This window comes from Alteromonas abrolhosensis (genome assembly GCF_001953635.1).
Taxonomy (GTDB): domain Bacteria; phylum Pseudomonadota; class Gammaproteobacteria; order Enterobacterales; family Alteromonadaceae; genus Alteromonas; species Alteromonas abrolhosensis.
Map to the genome: position 1 here is coordinate 1 of NZ_MEJH01000014.1, position 21,060 is coordinate 21,060.

The window sequence follows — 21,060 nt, forward strand, 5'->3', positions numbered from 1 at the left end:
CAGAGCCCACTCAACGCCTTAGGGAAGACCTTGGCATCCTGGCTACAACCGATAGTGGCAATGTGGCGCTTTACACGCAACAACGGCATCACCGAAGGCTTCCACAACAAAATGGAAATGATATCGAGAAGAGCGTATGGTTTTAGAAACTTTGAGAATTACAGACTAAGAGTGATGACCCATTGTGGATGGGATGGTGTTATCAATCGTGTAAGGTGAATGCTGATCCCCCGTTTATGGGGTAGAGCCAGTTTTGATTTATTGGGAAAAAATGGTGCCCGGGGCCGGACTTGAACCGGCACGCTGTTACCAGCGAGGGATTTTAAATCCCTTGTGTCTACCAATTTCACCACCCGGGCATCGGGTTGCTTTTCAGCAAAGGTGTCAGGCGTAGAACCTGATGCTGCGTTGCAGCGTTTGGAGGCGGAACCCGGAGTCGAACCGAGATAGACGGATTTGCAATCCGCTGCATAGCCATTCTGCCATTCCGCCAGATGCGTCTGGCGCGTGATTAAAACTTATCTCTAAGAGATTGGAGCGGGAAACGAGATTCGAACTCGCGACCCCGACCTTGGCAAGGTCGTGCTCTACCAACTGAGCTATTCCCGCATGTCTTAATCGACCATTTCGTTTGGTTGATGTCCTCTCGAAATGTGGGGTGCATTCTACCTACCCATTCAAAACTGTCAACACAAAAAAGCGTTTAAATTGAGATAAATGCGGTTTTTTATGATCGTTTGCTATTTTTTTATTCACTTTGATTAAACCGCGATCAATTCTACTTTGTAGCACCACTTCGAAGGTGTGGCCACGCTGCTTTTGTATAAACAAACATTGACCAAATTGACAGCACTGCAGAGAAATATAAAAGAATATACCCCAAAGAAACCCAATAAATTGTTACGCCCATAAAGGTTTCTAAGCCTGAAAGTAAACCAATTAAGGCTAACATTTGCGCAGTTGTCTTTGCTTTACCTATAAAAGACACTTTAACCGCATCTCTTACGCCATTCGACCCCATCCATTCACGCAACGCCGATACATAAATCTCTCGAACCAATAGCGCTATAGATGGCAACGTAATCCAAAGATTTGCATAACTATGAGTAATCATAAGAAGAGCAGCGCCCACAATCAGCTTATCAGCAACTGGGTCTAAGAACGCACCAAAGGGTGTGGACTGCTGTAGTTTTCTTGCTAAATAGCCGTCAAACCAATCGGTAATGGCGGCAAGCCAAAAAATAAAGGCGCCCGCCTCGTGTGCCCAGCGCCAATCAAGAAAATAAACAACTACAAATACAGGAATAAGGATTACTCGGAATAAAGTAATACAGTTTGGAACAGTCCACATAAAAAGTACGTCTCGGTGTTATGCCTCTATGGGCGTTTTAGCGCGGTAGCGTATAAGCTCTGCATCTTTCATTTTTGTAACACATTACCTTAATTTGCAATGTAATGCTTGTTACTCATGCATTTATTGATGAAGATGATCATAAATGGTATCTGCCAACTCAGGGCTAATACCAGGTACACTCGCAATCTCATCTTTGCTGGCTTTTTTAAGGCCTTGTAAGCCCCCCATAAATTTGAGCAGCGTTTGTCTTCGTTTAGCGCCAATACCAGGTATGCTTTCTAAACTAGACGTGGTCTTAACTTTTTGACGTCGGTTGCGATGCCCGGTAATAGCAAATCGGTGTGACTCATCGCGAATGTGCTGGATAAGGTGAAGCCCTGGCGAATGGCTGTCCATGGGAAGCACCTGATGACTACCAGCTAGAATTAGCGTTTCTAAACCAGGCTTACGGGTAGTCCCTTTTGCCACACCTAAGAGCATTGGCTTTTTGTCATGCGGCCAGTCTTCAAAAAACGCTTCTGCTTGGGCAAGCTGTCCTTTACCACCGTCTATTAATAGAAGGTCTGGTATTTTTTGCACTTCTTTCACAGACTTGTACCGACGTTTTAACGCCTGTGCCATGGCCGCGTAATCATCACCTGGGGTAATGCCTTCAATGTTGTATCGACGATAGTCACTTTTATGCGGACCTTCTCGGTTAAACACAACACAAGACGCTACCGTCTGCTGACCGGAGGTGTGAGAAATGTCAAAACACTCCATACGCTGAATGGGCGTGTCGACTTCAAGCGCCGCCTCTAAGTCGAGATAACGCGCGAAAACAGATTTTTGCTGGCTGTATTGAGCATCTAATGCAGTTTGTGCATTTGACTGAGCAAGTTGCAGGTACTTACGTTTCTCTTCTCTCGCCCCTTTAAAGAAATGCACTTTGTGCCCTGCCTCACTAGCAAGCACCTCTGCTATAGCATCTTCATCGCTTAAGGTGTTACTTAACACTATTTGCTTCGGGATCACTTTGTTGCCGGCCAAATAGAACTGCAGAAAGAAGGATTCAAAAACTTCTTGCTCATCGGCAGTATTAGGTACTTTAGGAAAATAGGCCTTGCTGCCTAACAGTTGCCCTTCGCGAATAAACATAACCTGAATACACGCCATATTGCCTTTAAACGCAAACCCAAACACATCCATCTCGTCTTGGGTGCTCGCTACCCACTGTCGTTCCTGCACTTTTCTCAGTGCGTTTATCTGATCGCGGTAACGGGCCGCTGCTTCAAAGTTTAACGCTTCGCTGGCTTTTTCCATTTTTTCCACCAGCCCACCAATCACTTGCTGGTTTTTGCCTTTCAAGAACAAGCGCGCGAAATTGACCTGCTCGTTATATTCTTCATCGCTCACGTAGCCTTCGACACAAGGCGCGCTACAGCGCTGCATCTGGTACTGAAGACAAGGTCTGCTGCGTGCACGATAATAGCTGTCTTCACACTGACGTACGGGGAAAATGCGCTGCATAGAGCGCAAGCTCTCCCTTACCGACCACGCACTGGGGTAAGGACCAAAATACTCCCCTTTCTTCTTTTGCGGGCCGCGATGAAAAGAGAGCCGCGGATGTTCGTGATCTGATAGAAAAATGAAAGGATAAGATTTGTCGTCACGCATAACCACGTTGTAACGCGGTTTGTACTTCTTAATGAAGTTGTTTTCTAGCAAGAACGCTTCGGTCTCACTGTTTACAACGGTGACGTCCATGTTCGCAATCTGACTGACTAACGAACGGGTTTTAGCGTTATCAAGATTAGTTCTAAAATAACTCGATACGCGCTTCTTGAGGTTTTTGGCTTTTCCTACGTATATAACCTCTTCCTGACTATTGTACATTCGGTACACGCCAGGTTGAGAGGTTAGATTCTTAAGAAATGCTGCTGAATCGAATGCAGACATAATCACTTTGACGTTGCGCGTCTAGTGACGCTTAAAAGGTGTTAGGATTAATAAGCTTATGACGATAAGCTAAGTGCGTTAACTCTACATCAGAATTTACGCCTAACTTTTGAAACATTCGGTAACGATAGGTATTAACTGTTTTTGAGTTAATACTCAATTCTCTGGCTATGTCCGGCACTTTATGACCTTCGGTTAATCGCATTGCAATAGTAAGTTCTCTACTTGATAACTCATCAAATGGATTATCTGAACTTGGTAATAACTTACCTATGGCAATACTATTAGCCACTTCTTGATCGACATACTTTTGGCCTGCCGCGACTTTATGAATAGCACGGATCACTTCGTCAGGCTCTGCGTCTTTTGTCAAAAACCCATACGCGCCAGCGTCCATGACTTGCATTGGTATTGGGCTTTCCTTGTGCATCGAAACACAAATAACACGTGTATTTTCAGACATGCGAACAATTTTTTTGGTCGCTTCTAGTCCACCAATACCGGGCATATTCACGTCCATGAGTACCACATCTGGGGCATTTTTACGGCACAATTGCACCGCGTCTTCACCGTTTTTCGCTTCTGCGAGAATAGTGAAATCGTCTACGTCTTCCAGAATCCGGCGTATCCCTGTTCTGACCAAATCATGGTCATCTGCTAGGATTATTTTTATCACTCTAGTATCTCACTGACTTCAGTTTTACATACAACTGGATCCAAGGCGGTCATTTTTCACTAATGAGAATTTTAACCGCCTCAAATCTCATCCAAGTCATCATACCACGAGATGAAGATTCGTGAAGTGAAGATACACATTTTGAAACTAAATTATTGATCTAAATTGCTTTTAGCCAATTATTTAGGCAATTCAAACCATAAAGCCACTAAATCTTGTGATGCTTCCAAGCTAATCGAGTCGTGTTCGTAAAGCCCTATTGCATCACCAGCGCCTATTACGACCGAATCGGACTCGCTTTTCGCCGCAGCCTGTCCCTTGCCACTGATGATGTGAAGATAACCTTTATTATCTTGAGTTGTCTGCTGCCATGTTTTGCCAGCCTTCAAGGTTAAACGGCTTATTGCCGCGTCTTGCTTTATTTGTAATGAGCCATTTCTACCATTACTACTAACCAGTAGTTCAATGGTTTCATCTTTATTTTCCTCCCCTTCAATATGACCTCCAAAGGTTTTTTGGGCATAGCCTGGAACGCCCCCTTTTTCATTTGGCACAATCCAGATTTGTAGAAAGTTCACGGGCTCTTCACTTGAAGGGTTAAACTCTGAGTGCATGATGCCCTTACCCGCACTCATCACTTGTACATCACCAGCAGGCACCACGTATTCATTTCCCGTGTTATCTTTGTGTTTTAATGCTCCGCTCACGACATAAGAAATAATTTCCATATCTCTATGGCCGTGAGTTTCAAAACCTCTCCCTGCCTGGACAACATCGTCATTAATAACCCGAAGCGCTGAGAACCCCATGTGCTTCGCGTCATAATAGTGCCCAAAAGAAAAGCTGTGATGACTTTTAAGCCAACCAAAATCTACTTTTCCTCTTTCATTCGCTTTTCTCAAATACATCATTTCGACACCCCTTAATAAAACATAGCCATTCCACCCGCCTTTAGCACTTAAAGTGAATGCTTGTCACATGTGAAATCTGGCGTGTGTTTTTCGCTAATTATGCAATAGGGGTATTTTAATTCTTATTAATAGAAATAAAATGTCAGATATTTGAGCTTACTGTTCTAAATTTCAGAATGGATGTATAAAGATTAGAGGAAACGCTTAGGAAACAAAACACAAGCGTTGCAGCGCTGTCTCAATAACCATTGGATGACAGGCTAAATTTAGCCTAATGTGATCAGGGGCACCAAAAGGAGCACCGTCGTTACCAATAACACCTCGTTCGATACAAGCTTCTACGTTAGAAACTGGAGAGTACTTGAGAACCTCACAGATATCATCATCGAGCGAATCTTTGCGCTTTAACGCTGACGTTAGGGGTTGTGTTAAACGCGTAGAAAACGAAGATAGATCCAACCATAAAAAGTAACCAGCACTTCCCATAGTATAATTAACCGTCACGCCATAATACTTAAAGAATCGATGGACAAGTTTTCTATTAAAGCTTAGCGCGCTCTTTACGTCGTCTAGCCAGGTGCTGCCAGACTGATAGGCTGCAATTAGCGCAACTTTTCCTAAGTTGCTGGCATTGAGGTGGCGGCTATTGACTGCTTGTGCAAATATCTCCTTGGTCTTTTTATCTTTAATTACCGCATAAGACGCGCCAGGCACACTCGCCAAATTAAACGCTTTAGATACGCTGTTTAAATGGATGATTCGAGGTAAGCGATGGCTGGTGCTGCATTCTGCTTTTAAGCTATCGTTTTTCTTTAACTCAGAGGAGCTAACTTCTGCACCAAACATTGGAATTAGCGTTGGTTCATTAGATGAGTTAAAAGCAAAGTCACTGTGAACTTCGTCAGTAATAATTAAAATATTATGACGGGCACAGAAATCTAAAATGACACGCTGCTCTTCAGCATTTAGTACCGTCCCCGTAGGATTGTTAGGATGGCAAATAACAAATGCCGACGCCGAAGGGTCTAATGCAGTGAGGTTTATACTTAGATCTGTGTTATCAAGGTTTTGATCCTCGCCCTTTGCACTACCATCGAAAAAAGGTGCCTCAGTTTCCCTACTCTCTAATGAATAACCTTCACGGGTTACTGGAATATAAACGGGTTTTAATCTGTTGCTCTTGATAGCTTCAATGAGGGGCGAATAGGTAGGCGTGAATACCATGACCTTGTGTCCCGGCTGACAAAAGGTGCGAAGGGAAATATCTACAGCACCTATGACGCTCGCAACATCCACAACATCATCACTTTCAACCTTAAACCGGCTGGTTTTTGGCGTATTTCGCTCGAAGCGTTTAGCCACTGCCTCACCTATATCAAGTGACTGATATCCGTAACTTGAGCGAAGGTTTTGGGTAATAGCACTTAAAATGGTATCGCAAGGGGGAATGTCCATATCCGCTATCCACATTGGAATTGGGCTTTGCTGGGCTTTGATAACTGAGGCCTGGTTTGAAGAAGCCCCCTGAAAACGGCGGAAAATCGCTGTGTATTTTAAACGAGTTTGATCTCGCTTTAGGTGAGCAGGCGCCTGCCACACATCCTTGAACGGCATAAATTCATTCTGCATTGCATTAAATACAGGGAACTGGCCTGGCGCGTTTTTCACCTTCTTGCTTTTCCTTTTCCTACGCCGTTAAGTCATTACACTAACCGCAATAACCGTTTTACTATGTTTTGCTATACACGTAACGATTTACCCCGTCCATTAGGGCTGTTTTTCCTATGCTACGTGATGGTAACAGCGTAACTTGAATACTTATTAGTCGTCTAGCTTTTCAAATACGTTAAATTCAGAGAGTGTGTGTTGATATTTTCGCTTTGTTTCACGAATTACGAAGGGGATTTCTACAGGCTCGCCTACACGTTTAAAACCACTACCCAGCGTATCTTCTAGTGCCTTTGTAGAGCTTAACGTTTCACCATTGTCATCTTTATAGCCACCTAGCCATTCACTCCTTTCAGTATATTCTTCCAACCACGTGAATGGACTTGCGATAACAAGTAAACCACCTTTATTTAAGCGTGTAGCCATATCCATCAATACTTTTCTGGGGCTATAAACTCTATCAATTAAATTGCCCATAAAAATGAGATCGTAGCCCGTATACTGCGATTTTAGATTACACGCATCGCCCTGTGCGAAAGCCACTTTTTCAGTACAATCATCCAAGCCTAAGGCACTCAGCTTTCTAGACTTAAATGACGTTAGTTCACCTTCGTCAATTAAGTTATAGCGTATTTCTCCAAACTCCTGCATATCAAACGCTGTTTTAATAAAGCGGGCAGAAAAATCAATGCCATCGACATGGTCAAAATACTTGGCTAATTCAAACGCAGAGCGACCCACTGCGCAGCCCAAATCTAATGCTTTGGCATGCCTGCGACCCTGCATGGCATTTATACAAAATTGCGCACTGGCTTTAGCAAAGTTAGGCACACCGTAATATTCATCGCCATAGTGAAATTCGCAGTATTGCGAAACCTGTGTATCGCTTTCATAATCAAAATCGTTCACTGCCAAAACTCGCTTTCCTTTGACATATCTAAACCCAGCGTGTTGAAAGAAATGTCGCCTAAATGCATAACGGCTATCTTTCATCGCCTCATTACCTGTAGATACCCAACTACCACCTTTTATGAGGTTATGCTTATTGTCAAAGGTTGGTGTAGTAAAATCGTCATACAGTGGGTGAACCTTAAAGCCATCGAAGGGGTAGATTGGCGTTTCAGTCCACTGCCATACATTGCCTACCACATCGAAGAACTCGCCTGTCTGATTTACAGTCACAGGTTCACTTGAAGCATACTTTTGCAGAGCGATATTGAATCCGTCCGCATAGCGCTGTTGGCGCACATCAGCGTGTTGTCGTAATGCAAGCCATTCGTTTTCAGTGGGCAAACGAATCAGCTCGCCCGTTTTCTCACTCAAGTAGTTACAAAATGCCTTCGCTTCGTGATAGTTCACGTCTACTGGCCAATCCAAAGGTAACGGATGTTCTTCTAGCATACTTCGGTACGCAAAATTATCGCCCTTTTTCACCCAGAACACCGGATGTTGCGCTTGGGTAAACTCACGCCATTTGTTGCCTTCTTCTTCCCAGTATTTTGCAGTGTTGTAGCCATCATCCTTAACGAATGCCATGAACTCGCCATTACTCACCAGAAACTTCGATGCGTTGAACTCTGCCACGTCCTCTTGCTGAAAACCATATTCATTATCCCAGCCATAATAGGCGTCATCCCATGTTTTATTAATCACTACTTTTTGCGCAGGCACAGGAATCAGGCTATTCGGTTCTACACCTTTGGCAGAGGTCACCATTGAACCACACGCAGGCCAGTCAGAGTGCGGGCGTACCGACGATAAAGGTAGTTGTCGTATAAGAACAGAAGAGGTTTCTAAGTGAATACGCTCGTGTTCTATACCCATAACAACAGGCCACATGGGGCTTTCCCAGTCAATCGGCATGCTAAAAGCCATGGTATCGATTAGATCGCAAACCAAGGTACGAACTTGATTTCGGTATTGTCTTACCTCTTCAACCTGGGGCCAGTCATAATTATCGTCGTTTAAATCATCCCAACTCATCTCATCGACACCAATAGCAAAGAGCGATTCAAATTTAGGATTAATGCGCTCGTTTATCGCTTTGGAAAGAACAAGTTTGTTGATGAAAAACGTAGCTGTGTGGCCGAAGTAAAAAATTAGCGGATGGCGCAACTTTTCAGGGCGCTGATAAAAAACCTCATCGTTGGCTAGACAAGAAAAAAGTGATTCATAGGTATTAAAAGAATCGAGAAAATAAGCCTTAATTTCTCGTCTTTTTTGCTCAACGGTTCCTTCCCTTAAATTGAGTGTGGGCATTGCCTGCATAATGTCCTCTCGAGATCTCGTAACTACTACCAACTGCGTAGGACAAAGGATGCCTGCAAAAGCGCAAAGCCCTTTTTCATGCCATTAAGATATCAGTTGATTGTCACCTTGTTATCTATACCAAACTTTTGTGAAGAAAGCGTGATACGACAAGTGTTATTTATGAAGTGTTCTTTAATTACAAGATACAGACAGGATGAGATCAGAAAATCTTTCACCAACCTCGCTAGATGGCGAACAATTTTGCAAAGCGAAATATCCCAATAATAACGTTTTGGCGTATTCGAATAGGTTTTATGGAGGCATAAAAAAACCCGCAACAATGTGCGGGTTTTCGTAATATGGCGGAGAGTGAGGGATTCGAACCCCCGGTGGGTTTGACCCCACGTCTGATTTCAAGTCAGGTGCATTAAACCGGGCTCTGCCAACTCTCCTGAAGTGATGCTTATCTTAATGATTTAAACGGGGCTGTAAAGCACTAATTTCAATTAAATCAACTAACTGGTGAAATATTCATCTTTTCGCAAAGATAGTAAATTCATTTGTTTAAAACAGAGGCACTTTTTCGCTAATCAAGTTAAGCCCCTTACTGAATAGCAACGAAAAAGTGAATCTACTTCTATTAGCAATAGGATTACAAAACTGCTATTACAGGGCTTTCACACATGCAAAACGAATCTGTGATACAAGGTAGCGGATCAGGCACGCTTAATACGTTAAAACTGTCTATTTGGAGGCATAAAAAAACCCGCAACAATGTGCGGGTTTTCGTAATATGGCGGAGAGTGAGGGATTCGAACCCCCGGTGGGTTTGACCCCACGTCTGATTTCAAGTCAGGTGCATTAAACCGGGCTCTGCCAACTCTCCTGAAGTGCTGCGTATCTTAATGATTTATGTGGGGGTGTAAAGCACTAATTTTAACATTTGTGTTTAAATGACCAATAGATAAACAAAGTGCTTATATTTTAATTAGGGCGGGATGTTTTTACTGCTGTTTTGGCTTAGTTGCGCGGGTTTGATTTACTTCATCGCTCCAAACAAACATGCTGGCGGGTTTAGTTAATAAGGTTAAAGAATATGCTTTATCCACTGCTCTATCGTTTATACCGTAACAAACATGCAGCGGAAGTAGATGTTCTTCTCTTGGATGTGCATAACGCGCATCGGGTGCATTGTGCCATTCAACAAGCCGTGCTTTTCGTTCATTTTCGTCATATGTACTGGTCAGCATAGTGGTTTGAAGCCAGTTGTTAAAGCGCGTTGCTTTTTCATTGGCATTATCAGAACTATCGAAAAAACCGTTCATGTTATGAAATGAGGAGCCCGAACCCAAAACCAGCACGTGCTTCAAACTGTCGTCCCCCTTAGCTGAAACCACTATCGCAGCTCTAAGCGCTTGTCCCAATGCTATATGTTCAGCCGCTTTCAAATCAGAAGTTATGGATACCTGGACACAAGGCACATCAGCGTTGGGATATATAATACTAAGCGGAATAAACATACCGTGATCGAAGCCACGCGTGGTGTCGGCTCGCACTGAAATTCCTTGCTCTGCCAAATTCTTTACTATTGAAGACGCTAGGCCTACATTCCCCTTAGCAGCATATTTAAGCGTATATGCCTCTTTAGGAAAACCATAGTAGTCATACAGCAAAGGAGGAGTCGGATGGGTGGTTACGCTCACGTTCCGCTCTTCCCAATGGGCGCTTACCACAATAATTGCATCAGGCTTGGGGAGTTCTGTTGCCAGCGTCTCTAATACTTCAATCATTTCCTTATGATAGCCGGGCGCTTCACCCTCGCCTTTTGACTGCATTTCAAGAAGTGGAAGCGGACCTCCACCATGCGAAATATACGCCGTACTTATTCGCACTGGGATTTCAACATGTGTTTCAATTCGCTGCTGCACAGTACTATTCCTTATTAATTGCGATGAATAATGTAGTGATCGCTGAAACCGGCCAGCATTAGCCGGTTTCAATCATCAACGCGATTTAGTTCCTATTGGTTATTAAGCTTTTTACTAATTAGGGCGTCGATAGCAAATTTACCACCACCTTGAACAGTCAGAGCGGTTGTAGCAGCAAGTAGCGCCAAAGCAAATTCAAAACCGTTGTTACTCATAAATAACCCATTGGATGCATGCACGCTAAAAATCGCAATTACCATTGTAAACGCACTTACCAATGCAGCCGGGCGTGTTAGTAGACCTATAATAAGAGCTAGCCCACCGAAAAACTCAGCGCTACCAGCCAATAATGCCATTAAAAAGCCTGGTGCCAAACCGATGCTCTCCATCCACTGCCCTGTCCCTTCTAATCCATAACCACCAAACCACGCGAAAAGTTTTTGTGCGCCGTGAGCGGTAAGAATAACACCCACCGGCACGCGTAAAATCAAACTAGAAATGCTGTTGTTAGAAGTAAAAATGTTTTTCAAAAATTGTTTGTTCATTGTCAAATCCTCAAGTCTTTAAATATTGAAAAAGTTAAATCTAAATTGCGACGAGCACCCTGACTTCCTCTAGCAAGCGTCGTGTGCGTTAGCTTATGGACAAAGAATAGTTGCCAACAAACGTTGAATAAAGACCAGATATATTGAATGATTAACAACATGGCATTGGTAATTGGTTAGGCGTATTTAAATGGATAAATTATTACTGTTGAAAACCTTTGCGGTTGTTGTCAGCGAGGGCAGTTTTACTAAAGCGGCAGACAAACTAGGCTCGTCGAATCAGCTGGTAAGTAAATACATTGCTGAACTGGAAAAACAGCTTGATACGCGCTTATTTAATCGCACAACAAGAAAAATTCACCTCACTGAGGCTGGGCAGCAGTGCTTGCAACACGCAAATCATATTCTTGAAAGCGTGAACGATATGGAAAGCCAGCTTGGATTGCTAAACTCAGAAGCTAAGGGAGTGCTACATGTAAGCGCGCCCGTCTCTTTTTCGACCCTGCATTTAGCAGGCGCGCTCAGTGCATTTCAACGAGCACACCCTCGCGTGTCGATAAACTTACAGCTAAACGACAGAAAAGTTGATGTAGTAGATGAAGGGTTTGATGTGGCCATTCGCGCGGGTCACCTTGCAAATTCAACGCTGGTGGCAAAGAAGATAACCACCATACATCTTGCTCTATGTGCATCGCCCTCGTATTTGGAAAAATACGGTACACCTGAACACCCAAGTGAGTTAAAGCCTGAACACTATCTGGAATATTCGTACGTTAACTACGATAACGATGAATCTGAACTTATTGCGGCACTTAAGGCTAATGCAAATAAAGTAACACCTAGGCTAACCGCCAATAACGGAGAAGTACTCACCAATGTGGTAAAACAGGGTGAAGGATATGTACTTCAACCTACGTTTATTGCCGGTGAAGCACTTAAAAATGGTGAACTCGTGTCAATACTGCATGACTTCGTACCGCAAGCTATTTCTTTATATGCGGTCTATCCCCACCGAAAGCTTATCTCTAATAAGCTTCGGGTTTTTATCGACTTTTTATCAAATTATTTTGAAGATACGCCTTATTGGGATAAATAAAAAAGTGATACGCGTAACCCTGTCTATGCATTTTATTTGGCAACTTCATCGTATTTAAAAGTAACCAAAGTCGTTAGCCAAATAGAAACAGCGTGAGACAGCACGCTCACGCTGCTTATCTATTATCCATTTGCGCTCAAAATGCTCTGATGCTAACGATGTAAACTCGACTGTCTTATTCAACAACCATTAGTCGAGTTCTTTTTTCCCAGCAACTAAGCGTGAATAGACATCGTTTATCAGTTTGCATTACATTCTGAAGGTTTCCATTATCGCGGGCACACCCGGGAACATGCCAATAAGCGCCATTACCGTACATAGCACTAAAAACGTGATACCAGGAATTAACCAACGACCTGCTTTACCTAGCTCCCCTGCTCTATCTTTACAGCCAACGAGACCTAAGTTGTCTAGGAGCATTGTAAAAGACCAACCAAATACAGGGTTAACCAGTACAGAAGAAATCACAACCAAAGCGGCAGATTGGGTTGTTTTCCCTTCACGCGTCATCTGCATCCCTGCCTCCATAAGCGGTAAGAACACGCCTACAATAAGCGCTACGCACAGTACAGGAGGCCAAATTGCTAAGTCCATAGGATAGCCCCAAAGGGCTGCTACAACACACAAAGCACCTGTAACTATTGCGCCACCGGGAATGGGTCTACGTGCGATAGACGCTGGAATAATATATGTCCCCCACGACGATGAGATATTACCACCACCCAGCAAACTTCCTACGGCCTGTCGACTTGAGGCAGCAATCATGGTGTCATCAATGTTCATATGTGCGCGTTCACTCTTTTTGGGGTAACTAAGCTTTTGGAACACTTGATGACCTAAGAAATCTGGCGACCACATAGAAACAGCTAACACGGCAAATGGAAGTACCGCAATGAAATGCGACCAGTCTGGTAGCCCCAGTTTCCAGCCTGTATCCTCGCCCCACCAGTACGCAGGGTTCAAATTGGGCATACCCGGCGACGTTGTGAACTCAAACGGCGCACCTAAAGCGAAAGCAATAACAGCCGCCATCACTGCTCCAAGCGGAATAGCCAGCCAACGCTTTTGGATATGTTCAAGCCAAGCGTACATGAGAATAGTGGCAATGATCACCACAAACGCTAAGTAGGCCATATCGAAGCTTTCTGCCCAAGCGAAGAGCTTTTTGACCTGACCAGTAATGCCAATAAAGCCTAAATATAACAACAGCCCGCCGCATACTCCGTTACTAGTGAGTTTAGCAAGCACGCTTCCCCCCTTCGTTATTCCCAAAATAAAGCCAAATAAGCCAATAAGCAGACCTAATGCCATTGGGTGGCCACCGGAAGCGACGATAAGCGGTACTAGAGGTAGTAACGGGCCATGGGTACCCGCCAAGTTAGCAGAAGGGTTTAGAAATCCTGAAATCAGTACTACGAACAAAACCGCAGCAATGAGCAATTCAAAGCGAACATTTTCAATTACAAACTCCGGCGATAGCCCTAACGGCGCAGCAAACGCCCCTACCACAGCGGCAACCATTACGATTTTTCCAATAGTCGCGGCCATACCGGGAACAAAGTCTTCCCACTCAATGCGATAGTCTTTGCCTGGTAAATTCAACCGCCAGCGCTTTGGGGAAAGTATTTGTAGTTCGTGGTTTAAATAATCGTCTCGAGATTTGAAACTACTGCTTGGTTTGTGAAGATTTTGATAAGAAGAACTTTCTTGTGACACATAACACCTTTAGATTGCGCTAAGAAAAGCGCAAGCCTAAACATGTGAACGGGATGTAACAATGCGACTGTGGTCTTATACAAAAGTATAAATACATGTAAAACACACCAATGACTGCACGCCGGCACAAAACTATCGTTATAATACTTGGCTGGCTACCAATGGTATTTCTACTTATTGTCCGCTCTTAAACGTTAACGGCTTCACCTTCCCCTGTAATTCGTGCTTTTTTGGAATTTAGGGCATCAGTCAGATATTTCTTAAGCACCTGGATCCGATCAATGTGTGCTAAATCGGGATGGCTCAAAACCCAAATTTGCTGGAATGGCTCAGGTTTAGTGCCAGCAAGGCTCACCAGATTGTCAAAATTGTGAGCAATGTAGCATGCGCCTCGAATTAAACCGTGTCCTGAATTTGCCGCTTGATGACGTAACGTTAAATCGGAAATACAAGGGCCAACTTTAGCATCAGGAAATGGCGTGCGTTTTATCCATTCAGGCTTATCGCCTGAATGTGTATTCGTAATCCATTGGTACAAATGAGGGGGTGTGTTTTTTAGATAATCTTTAGCTGCATAATATTGCGTTGCCACCGAAAATAGGCAATATCCAACAAGGTGTTCATCAGGCGTATTAGACACGCGAATTACGACATCGGTTTCGCATTCATCTAAATTAGCTATTTCGTATGACGATTGAATATTTAGTGTAATGCGTGGGTGAGTTTGTTGAAAACGCAATAGATCATCTAGCAACAAAAATTGCATGATTGGCGGCGGAATAGAAACGCTGATATCACCTTCAAGCGCTAACTGCTGAGCGCGTTCAAAGCGCTTATCCTGAATTACCAGCGACTCAATTTTTTTTGCAGACACTAGCAACTTTTCACCAAGTGGTGACAAGCGCAGGCCCGATGTGGTTTTACGTACTATCTCTGCGCCGTAATTCCTATTGAGTGTGGCAAGTCTGCGTGAAACTGTTGAATGATTAACACCTAATTCATTTGCGGCATTGCGCAGCGTCTTGCCATTGTGAACGGCAAGTACCAATCTGTAATCATCCCAATCGTTCATGCATTTATTCTATTTAGGTTAACTAAAAATCTATAACACCGGCTGCGTCGTGAACCATAAACGAAGTAATACGCCATTCATCGTTAGTTTTACGCATCATGTAGGTTACACCTACGCGGTTAAACTCATCGCCATTTTCTAAATAGCGAGCGGCGGTGTTACTTGCGATCGCTAAATTTTTATCAATCATATGCACATTAATGTCAACCCAGCTAATCTTTCTAACGCCTTGCTCTTTAAGGTTATCTAAAAAGGCCCTGGTTCGTTGATAAAATGCAGAATCACCGATGGTGTAAGGTGCCACTGAAGACGACATTACTATTAACGTATCATGATACAAATACGGCGAGTCGTTGAACTCATTTGTTGTGAGGTAATGGTTATATTTATTCATATAAGCATCAAAAAATGTACTGATTTGTTCAGTTTTTGAAGCAATATCTATTTGTTCGGCAGATACCTTTTGTTGATTGAACAACAAAATGACAATGCAAGCTGCAAAGAAAAGCCTCATATATGCACTCTCCGGAATTTAATTCGTTAAATACTAAGTTACGGTTAACGTTTAGACATTAGCAACAAACAATAGTGAAGTCGTGGAGTGTTTTGTTGTTCGACTGGTGCAAATATGCAACATGGAGACTGTGTAGCTTTAAGTGATTGCCGTTTTATTTAAATCACGTTCACTAATAGCTTCTAGGTAGTAGCGGAGGAATAACAAAAAGGAATAAAAAAACCCGCAACAGTGTGCGAGTTTTCGTAATATGGCGGAGAGTGAGGGATTCGAACCCCCGGTGGGTTTGACCCCACGTCTGATTTCAAGTCAGGTGCATTAAACCGGGCTCTGCCAACTCTCCTGAAGTGCTGCGTATCTTAATGATATTTTTATCACTGTAAAGCGAAAAATGAAAAAAGTTAGTTAAATGCCGACATTTCAATCAAATACATTGTTTAGCACGTATAAGAGATGTTTTTATATTCACCTGACACCATTTTCATCTGAAACTACTTGAAAATGGGAACTAAAACCCATACAACATACACTAAATAATTGTGAACCATTTTGGTCATATCAGAAGTCCTATTGGAGGAAACAATGGATCAACGTTCGATGTATTCAAGTGCATCTCAACCATCGGTATTGCAGACGAACAAGGTTCTACGCAACACCTATATGCTGCTTGCGATGACACTGGCGTTTAGTGCAGTTTGTGCTGGTATAGCAATGGCAGTAGGCATTTCTCCTATGATGTCTCTTGTTATGACTATCGGCGCTTTTATTACTCTTTTTGTAGTTCAGAAAAAAGCTGATTCAGCATCTGGCATCTACTGGGTGTTTGCATTCACAGGTTTAATGGGTGCTTCACTAGGTTACACGCTTAATTTCTATTTAGGCGTTGCTGGTCCAGGGCTAATTATGGAAGCATTAGGTGCAACAGCCCTCGTGTTTTTCGCGCTATCTGGCTACGCCCTAACCACTAAGAAAGACTTCTCATTTATGGGCGGTTTCTTGGTAGTAGGTTTAGTGGTTGTGCTTGTGGCGGCAATTGCGAACATCTTTTTCGCAGTTCCTGCAGTAAGCCTGGCAATTAGTGCAGCGATTGTATTCATTATGTCTGGTTTCATCTTGTTCGATACTAGCCGTATCATTCACGGTGGTGAAACAAACTACATTCGCGCGACAGTTTCGCTATACTTGAACATATACAACTTGTTCACGTCTATCCTTCACCTTCTAGGTGCTTTTGGTGGCGACGATTAATATAGCGTTAAAGGTTTAAAGTGAAACACCCCTTAACCGGGGTGTTTTTATTTGTATGGCAGAATATTCAATACTTATCACATCATCGCCTTTTCAAGGTGACACGGCTTTGCGCGCCCTTGCGTTTGTGCAAGGCGCCATAGATAACGGCGACGTAGTTAACAACGTTTTCTTTTACAGCGACGGTGTACACCATTGTAACAGTTTGATGTTGAAAACCGGGGATGAACTGTTTGCTTATGACGGTTGGAAGGCCCTTGCTGCCGATCATAACGTAAAGTTGATGGTGTGCATCACAGCCGCCGTCAAGCGCGGTATTGTCAGCGAAATGGAAGCAAAAGAAAACGGCATAGCACAGGCAAATTTAACGGATCCCTTTGAGCAAGCTGGTTTAGGCGAGTTCTTCGCTGCACTGCACAACTGTAATAGGCTGGTACAGTTCTAATGGCACATTTACTTATTAGATTTACCCAAAGCCCCTTCTCTAATGCTAAAAGCCAAGACGGGTTAGATTTTGCGCTTGCTGCAACAAATTATGGGCACGAGGTGAAGGTGCTGTTCGAAAACGAAGGCGTGCTGCAGCTGGTTAAAGCGGCGTCAATCAAAGGTTTGAAGAACCACACCAAGCGATTAGCTAGTATGCCGTTCTTTGATATAGAAGAATGTTATGTGTGTAAAACGAGCGCAGAAACTTTTGATGTTGAACACGTACTCGCCAACACTGACTTAATTGAAGAGCTTGAATGCAACTGGGTAACTTCATCTGAAAAAGTTTCATTAATTCAACGCGTTGACCATGTGGTGACCTTTTGATGCTTATTTCCATTTCAACGCCAACCATTTCCGTTGCTGACAAACAGTTTCTTATGGCAGCCCTAGAGCAATTAAGCGTAGATGTCTGTGTGGTTTGCATAGGTGACGGGGTTTACGCCCCTACAATCGAAAGTTTGTTTTTTGAAGAATTAACGAATCACTTGAAAGAAGAATCACCACTTAATTTGGCATTTGTCGATAGCGATGCATCGGCAAGAGGTGCTAAGTTGCCAGAGCAAGCCATGTCTATCACTTCCAGAGAGTTTGCTGCTTTGTCAGCAAAAAATACGCATTGGGTAACCCTTTAATGACACAAGAAACCTTTAGCTTTACCTATAATGGTCAAGAGATCCCTACTGATAAAGCCGGCTATTTACTCGACTACACGCTTTGGGAAGAAGGTATGGTTGAGTTGCTGGCTCAACAAGAGAACATCGAGCTTACTGATGCCCATTGGGAAGTCGTTCGATTCGTACGCGCGTTTTACGAAGAATATGAAACCAGTCCCGCTATTCGTGCCCTCGTAAAAGCTATGGCAAACAAATTTGGCCCAGAAAAAGGTAATAGTCGTTATCTTCAACGATTATTTAAAAAAGGCCCGGCTAAGCAAGCCACCAAACTGGCTGGATTACCAAAACCAGCGAAATGCTTGTAAAGGCGAAGTTGAAAAGGCCATGCATCCTTAGTTCCATTTTCCGTCAATCGCACTGTTCCGGAAAAGAGTACACTGTCTCTGTACAAGGAGTTTGGCCCTCACTCGCATAGCAAATACGCATACTCACTGTTCTGTTGCAAATTCCTGGAGAAATGGTCTCTAAAATATTTGAAGAGTCTAGACCAGGACCAACATAAGCCCCCCAATATTGGTTTTTTGCGTGGTTTTTAGCAAGTTCTCTTCGGCACTGCTCGTCGTCAGTAGTGGTATTAGTTGTTTCATCTATTTCGCCATCCATGAATGCTAGCGCATGGGTCATCCCATCGATTTTAGACATGCCTCTCTCTAGGCTTAGTGGTACCGAATTTAACTTATATTTATGATTTGTAGAGAGTTCCGACATAAAGTCAAGTCTAAAAACCAAACGATTCTCAGCATCACCAACAATAGCAAAGCTAGACTTTCCACTTAAGTCACGATAAACGTTAAGGTCTACTGAATGGCCATCGATTTCAATTTCTAGACCAGTCAATTCCTCACCTTTACCTACATCATTGAGACTCAAATTTTTATCGTTAACGTTGTTTATAATACGACTTTCAATTTGGTTACTGAGCACTTTTTGCCCCATCGCTCCTTTGTAGTATTCAGAAACAACATAGCATGTGGCTGATGTTTTAGATGAAGCATCTGTTAGTGAAGTAAACGAGGCCTTTTTCGAGCTTTTGAGGGAGTTCGGCTGCCCAGGTTCAATCATGGTCGTAGCATTCGCTATTGCGGGTAAGAGTACTAACGCAGCTAAAATTCCTATTTTATTCATTGAAAAGTCCTTATTTCTTATTTCTTACTGTGTAAATGTAGATTGCAACCTCCCTTCAATCAATATTTTTGTTCAAAAATACACATTATAATTTGATAATTTATATTATGCTTATAAATGAAATATTCCTTTTTTCTCATTAACTATCAGTCCACTTGAGCTATCTGGGGAAAACTTTATTCTTACATTTATTCCCTTTTTTAATCACAGGGTCATTTACTCATTACATACGCACTTTCTAGCGCTCTAGTGTGGACCCCAGTTACTGCCCCTCTGCCAGGAGCGCTTGATCAGTAGCTACTCTTCTTGAAACTTGATTTTAGGTTGCTACCACAAAACTCACACTATTAGGTCATTGTTTAAGCGTTGGTGTTGATATTGCAATACCCCATTTACATTAGCGTTTTATTTCCTGTTTCTGGCACATTTTTCATACTTGCCACTATAGGACACCGTAAACGTGAATGTTTTACATAAATGGACATAGGAGGCTGTATGACAGTTCAACGACACTACGTAATTGTGGCTAACCACGACGACGCTATCGCTTACACCTATACCAATCACGGAAGTGCGCTAGTTGAAGTAAAAAAATGGCACAATGAGTTCAGTGATGCTAGTGACCAAGATATCTACACGGACAGGCCCGGCCGACAGTCTGCGCCAGCTTCTCAAGTACCCGGCGTTGACAGTATGAATCGCAAAGATGCAGCAGAGTTAGAGGACGAACGCTTCGCTAGCGACATTGCTGATTGGCTAGACGGCGAGCGAAAGAAAGGCGCCCTAGGGTCTATAGATATAATTAGCGGTCCAGGCTTTTTAGGAAAACTGAGAAATGGCATGTCTTCGGAATGTGCTGATGTAGTAGATAAAGAAGTAACCAAAAACGTCCTCGGTGCCGATGAAGAGACCTTGTTGTCTTACCTTAAGTAATACGTTGATGCCTTACGTTTTATAAGCTATCAGTGGCGGCATGCATTTTTCCTGTGCCGCCATTTTTCCTTCGCTCACTAGCAGATATCTAGACTGATATTAGTCTAGTTTATTCAGCCTTTAGCAATGCTGGCTCGCCTATTACCTCAGCGTTTTTAAACGTTTTTACCTGTGTCACTTCAAGGTCTGTATAAAGACGAGGATGATCTAGCATAAATTCAACGTCATTATTTAGCGCCCCTCCTGTGTCCGTAGTTAGCCATGTTTCTATTGCCTTTGCGTCGTGAGGTAGAAAGCAAGGTATTGATTTTTCATGATACTGGCTAAAACCTTCAACTGGCGGGCGTGTTACTACAGCACAAGAAAACAAACCATTGCTAAAGCGTCGATAAACAGCCCCAACGAGTAATGCTCCACAGGTGGGTTTCATCAAATAGTGTGCTTTGCCTTTACCAACAGGATTTGATTCCCCTACCGCGGTTGCCACTACTATCGCCCGTCGTTCCCGAATGAACTTACTCCAATACGGGCTATCCAAATTACGCGCATTAAACGTTGTTCTGTCACCAACTTTAAGTACGTTTCCGTCAGGTCTAGCGTCAAACCACCAGGTAGCATCGATTGTGCTATCGCGGGACACAATTAAGTTGGTTATTTGCCTTTCTGGTGTTCTTCCAAAGGCAGGATAAAAATTAATAACTTTACTCGTGGAAGACTCATTAACAAACAGCGGGATAGTTTGTGTAAGTCCTACTTCTTCAAGTAGCGCAATAACGGCAGGTGAGTCAGTAACGCGCTGTATAAATCCGCACATGTATCCCTACTCTCCTTTATCGTAAATAGTAAACCTAAACGTATCAGAAGAACCGTTAAAATAAAAAAGGAAACGACTAATTGCCGTTTCCTTTTTAAATGATACAAGT

The 21,060-nt window shown here is 43.1% G+C and carries 20 protein-coding genes, 6 tRNA genes and 1 pseudogene; 8 read left to right on the forward strand and 19 right to left on the reverse strand.

Annotated features, from left to right (window positions below; translation table 11 throughout):
• The coding region (locus BGK61_RS16680; RefSeq protein ID WP_167369501.1) for a transposase at window positions 1–219 on the forward strand (219 nt) is incomplete at its 5' end.
• Between the two features lie 53 nt (window positions 220–272).
• Here the strand turns inward: BGK61_RS16680 and BGK61_RS16685 are convergent.
• The 13 genes and pseudogenes from BGK61_RS16685 to BGK61_RS16745 form a co-directional block, all read right to left on the reverse strand.
• Window positions 273–359 (reverse strand) — tRNA-Leu (locus BGK61_RS16685).
• Window positions 360–418: 59 nt separating this feature from the next.
• Window positions 419–492: transfer RNA gene (locus tag BGK61_RS16690), tRNA-Cys, on the reverse strand.
• Between the two features lie 41 nt (window positions 493–533).
• Window positions 534–609: transfer RNA gene (locus BGK61_RS16695), tRNA-Gly, on the reverse strand.
• 169 nt (window positions 610–778) lie between these two features.
• Window positions 779–1,351: a CDP-diacylglycerol--glycerol-3-phosphate 3-phosphatidyltransferase gene (gene pgsA, locus BGK61_RS16700; protein ID WP_014998466.1), complete on the reverse strand. Its 573-nt coding sequence runs from the start codon at window positions 1,349–1,351 to the stop codon at window positions 779–781.
• Window positions 1,352–1,474: 123 nt separating this feature from the next.
• Complete coding sequence (gene uvrC, locus BGK61_RS16705; protein ID WP_076011477.1) at window positions 1,475–3,292, reverse strand: excinuclease ABC subunit UvrC; 1,818 nt, start codon at window positions 3,290–3,292, stop codon at window positions 1,475–1,477.
• Between the two features lie 31 nt (window positions 3,293–3,323).
• Window positions 3,324–3,968, reverse strand: coding sequence for a UvrY/SirA/GacA family response regulator transcription factor (uvrY, locus tag BGK61_RS16710; RefSeq protein WP_014998468.1), 645 nt, complete (start codon window positions 3,966–3,968; stop codon window positions 3,324–3,326).
• Between the two features lie 179 nt (window positions 3,969–4,147).
• On the reverse strand, window positions 4,148–4,879 hold the full coding sequence (locus BGK61_RS16715; protein WP_014998469.1) for a pirin family protein: 732 nt from the start codon (window positions 4,877–4,879) through the stop codon (window positions 4,148–4,150).
• A gap of 204 nt (window positions 4,880–5,083) precedes the next feature.
• The gene (locus BGK61_RS16720) at window positions 5,084–6,508 is read right to left on the reverse strand and encodes an aminotransferase class I/II-fold pyridoxal phosphate-dependent enzyme (RefSeq protein WP_076011500.1); all 1,425 of its coding nucleotides are present in this window, start codon (window positions 6,506–6,508) and stop codon (window positions 5,084–5,086) included.
• 192 nt (window positions 6,509–6,700) lie between these two features.
• Entirely contained in the window at window positions 6,701–8,815 is a 2,115-nt protein-coding gene (ovoA, locus tag BGK61_RS16725) for a 5-histidylcysteine sulfoxide synthase (RefSeq protein ID WP_076011478.1), read from the reverse strand.
• Window positions 8,816–9,157: 342 nt separating this feature from the next.
• A tRNA-Ser gene (locus tag BGK61_RS16730) sits at window positions 9,158–9,249 on the reverse strand.
• A gap of 342 nt (window positions 9,250–9,591) precedes the next feature.
• Window positions 9,592–9,683: transfer RNA gene (locus tag BGK61_RS16735), tRNA-Ser, on the reverse strand.
• A gap of 118 nt (window positions 9,684–9,801) precedes the next feature.
• Entirely contained in the window at window positions 9,802–10,725 is a 924-nt protein-coding gene (locus BGK61_RS16740; RefSeq protein WP_076011479.1) for a DODA-type extradiol aromatic ring-opening family dioxygenase, read from the reverse strand.
• Between the two features lie 92 nt (window positions 10,726–10,817).
• Window positions 10,818–11,219, reverse strand: a pseudogene (locus BGK61_RS16745) (DoxX family protein); the annotation flags it as partial.
• A gap of 241 nt (window positions 11,220–11,460) precedes the next feature.
• Here BGK61_RS16745 and BGK61_RS16750 point away from each other — a divergent pair.
• On the forward strand, window positions 11,461–12,366 hold the full coding sequence (locus BGK61_RS16750) for a LysR family transcriptional regulator (RefSeq protein ID WP_076011481.1): 906 nt from the start codon (window positions 11,461–11,463) through the stop codon (window positions 12,364–12,366).
• Window positions 12,367–12,615: 249 nt separating this feature from the next.
• Here the strand turns inward: BGK61_RS16750 and BGK61_RS16755 are convergent, their stop codons facing one another.
• The 4 genes from BGK61_RS16755 to BGK61_RS16770 all read right to left on the reverse strand — a co-directional run bounded on the left by BGK61_RS16755 (window position 12,616) and on the right by BGK61_RS16770 (window position 16,011).
• On the reverse strand, window positions 12,616–14,082 hold the full coding sequence (locus BGK61_RS16755; protein WP_076011482.1) for a DUF3360 family protein: 1,467 nt from the start codon (window positions 14,080–14,082) through the stop codon (window positions 12,616–12,618).
• Between the two features lie 187 nt (window positions 14,083–14,269).
• The gene (locus BGK61_RS16760) at window positions 14,270–15,154 is read right to left on the reverse strand and encodes a LysR family transcriptional regulator (protein ID WP_076011483.1); all 885 of its coding nucleotides are present in this window, start codon (window positions 15,152–15,154) and stop codon (window positions 14,270–14,272) included.
• Window positions 15,155–15,176: 22 nt separating this feature from the next.
• Window positions 15,177–15,668: a DUF6841 family protein gene (locus BGK61_RS16765; RefSeq protein WP_076011484.1), complete on the reverse strand. Its 492-nt coding sequence runs from the start codon at window positions 15,666–15,668 to the stop codon at window positions 15,177–15,179.
• Window positions 15,669–15,919: 251 nt separating this feature from the next.
• Window positions 15,920–16,011: transfer RNA gene (locus BGK61_RS16770), tRNA-Ser, on the reverse strand.
• A gap of 239 nt (window positions 16,012–16,250) precedes the next feature.
• Between BGK61_RS16770 and BGK61_RS16775 the strand changes: the two genes are divergently transcribed.
• Genes BGK61_RS16775 through BGK61_RS16795 form a run of 5 tightly spaced genes read left to right on the forward strand, consistent with a single transcriptional unit; the run spans window position 16,251 to window position 18,384 of the window.
• The gene (locus BGK61_RS16775; protein WP_014949619.1) at window positions 16,251–16,916 is read left to right on the forward strand and encodes a Bax inhibitor-1/YccA family protein; all 666 of its coding nucleotides are present in this window, start codon (window positions 16,251–16,253) and stop codon (window positions 16,914–16,916) included.
• 55 nt (window positions 16,917–16,971) lie between these two features.
• Window positions 16,972–17,361 carry a sulfurtransferase complex subunit TusD gene (gene tusD, locus BGK61_RS16780; protein WP_076011485.1) on the forward strand — a complete coding sequence of 130 codons (390 nt, stop codon included), beginning with the start codon at window positions 16,972–16,974 and terminating at the stop codon, window positions 17,359–17,361.
• Complete coding sequence (locus tag BGK61_RS16785; protein ID WP_076011486.1) at window positions 17,361–17,729, forward strand: DsrE family protein; 369 nt, start codon at window positions 17,361–17,363, stop codon at window positions 17,727–17,729. The genes tusD and BGK61_RS16785 overlap by 1 nt, the downstream gene beginning before the upstream one ends.
• Entirely contained in the window at window positions 17,729–18,037 is a 309-nt protein-coding gene (locus BGK61_RS16790; RefSeq protein ID WP_076011487.1) for a DsrH/TusB family sulfur metabolism protein, read from the forward strand. Before BGK61_RS16785 ends, BGK61_RS16790 begins: the two co-directional genes overlap by 1 nt.
• Window positions 18,037–18,384 carry a TusE/DsrC/DsvC family sulfur relay protein gene (locus BGK61_RS16795; RefSeq protein WP_014998482.1) on the forward strand — a complete coding sequence of 116 codons (348 nt, stop codon included), beginning with the start codon at window positions 18,037–18,039 and terminating at the stop codon, window positions 18,382–18,384. Before BGK61_RS16790 ends, BGK61_RS16795 begins: the two co-directional genes overlap by 1 nt.
• A gap of 43 nt (window positions 18,385–18,427) precedes the next feature.
• On the opposite strand, the gene BGK61_RS16800 is transcribed toward BGK61_RS16795, so the two are convergent.
• Complete coding sequence (locus BGK61_RS16800) at window positions 18,428–19,204, reverse strand: hypothetical protein (RefSeq protein WP_234349460.1); 777 nt, start codon at window positions 19,202–19,204, stop codon at window positions 18,428–18,430.
• 495 nt (window positions 19,205–19,699) lie between these two features.
• Between BGK61_RS16800 and BGK61_RS16810 the strand changes: the two genes are divergently transcribed.
• Window positions 19,700–20,137 (forward strand): host attachment protein, encoded by a 438-nt coding sequence (locus BGK61_RS16810; protein WP_076011489.1) that lies wholly within the window; start codon window positions 19,700–19,702, stop codon window positions 20,135–20,137.
• Window positions 20,138–20,246: 109 nt separating this feature from the next.
• Here BGK61_RS16810 and BGK61_RS16815 read toward each other — a convergent pair whose 3' ends face one another.
• Window positions 20,247–20,951, reverse strand: a complete 705-nt coding sequence (locus BGK61_RS16815) for an SOS response-associated peptidase family protein (protein ID WP_076011490.1) — start codon at window positions 20,949–20,951, stop codon at window positions 20,247–20,249.
• Window positions 20,952–21,060 lie beyond the last annotated feature (109 nt).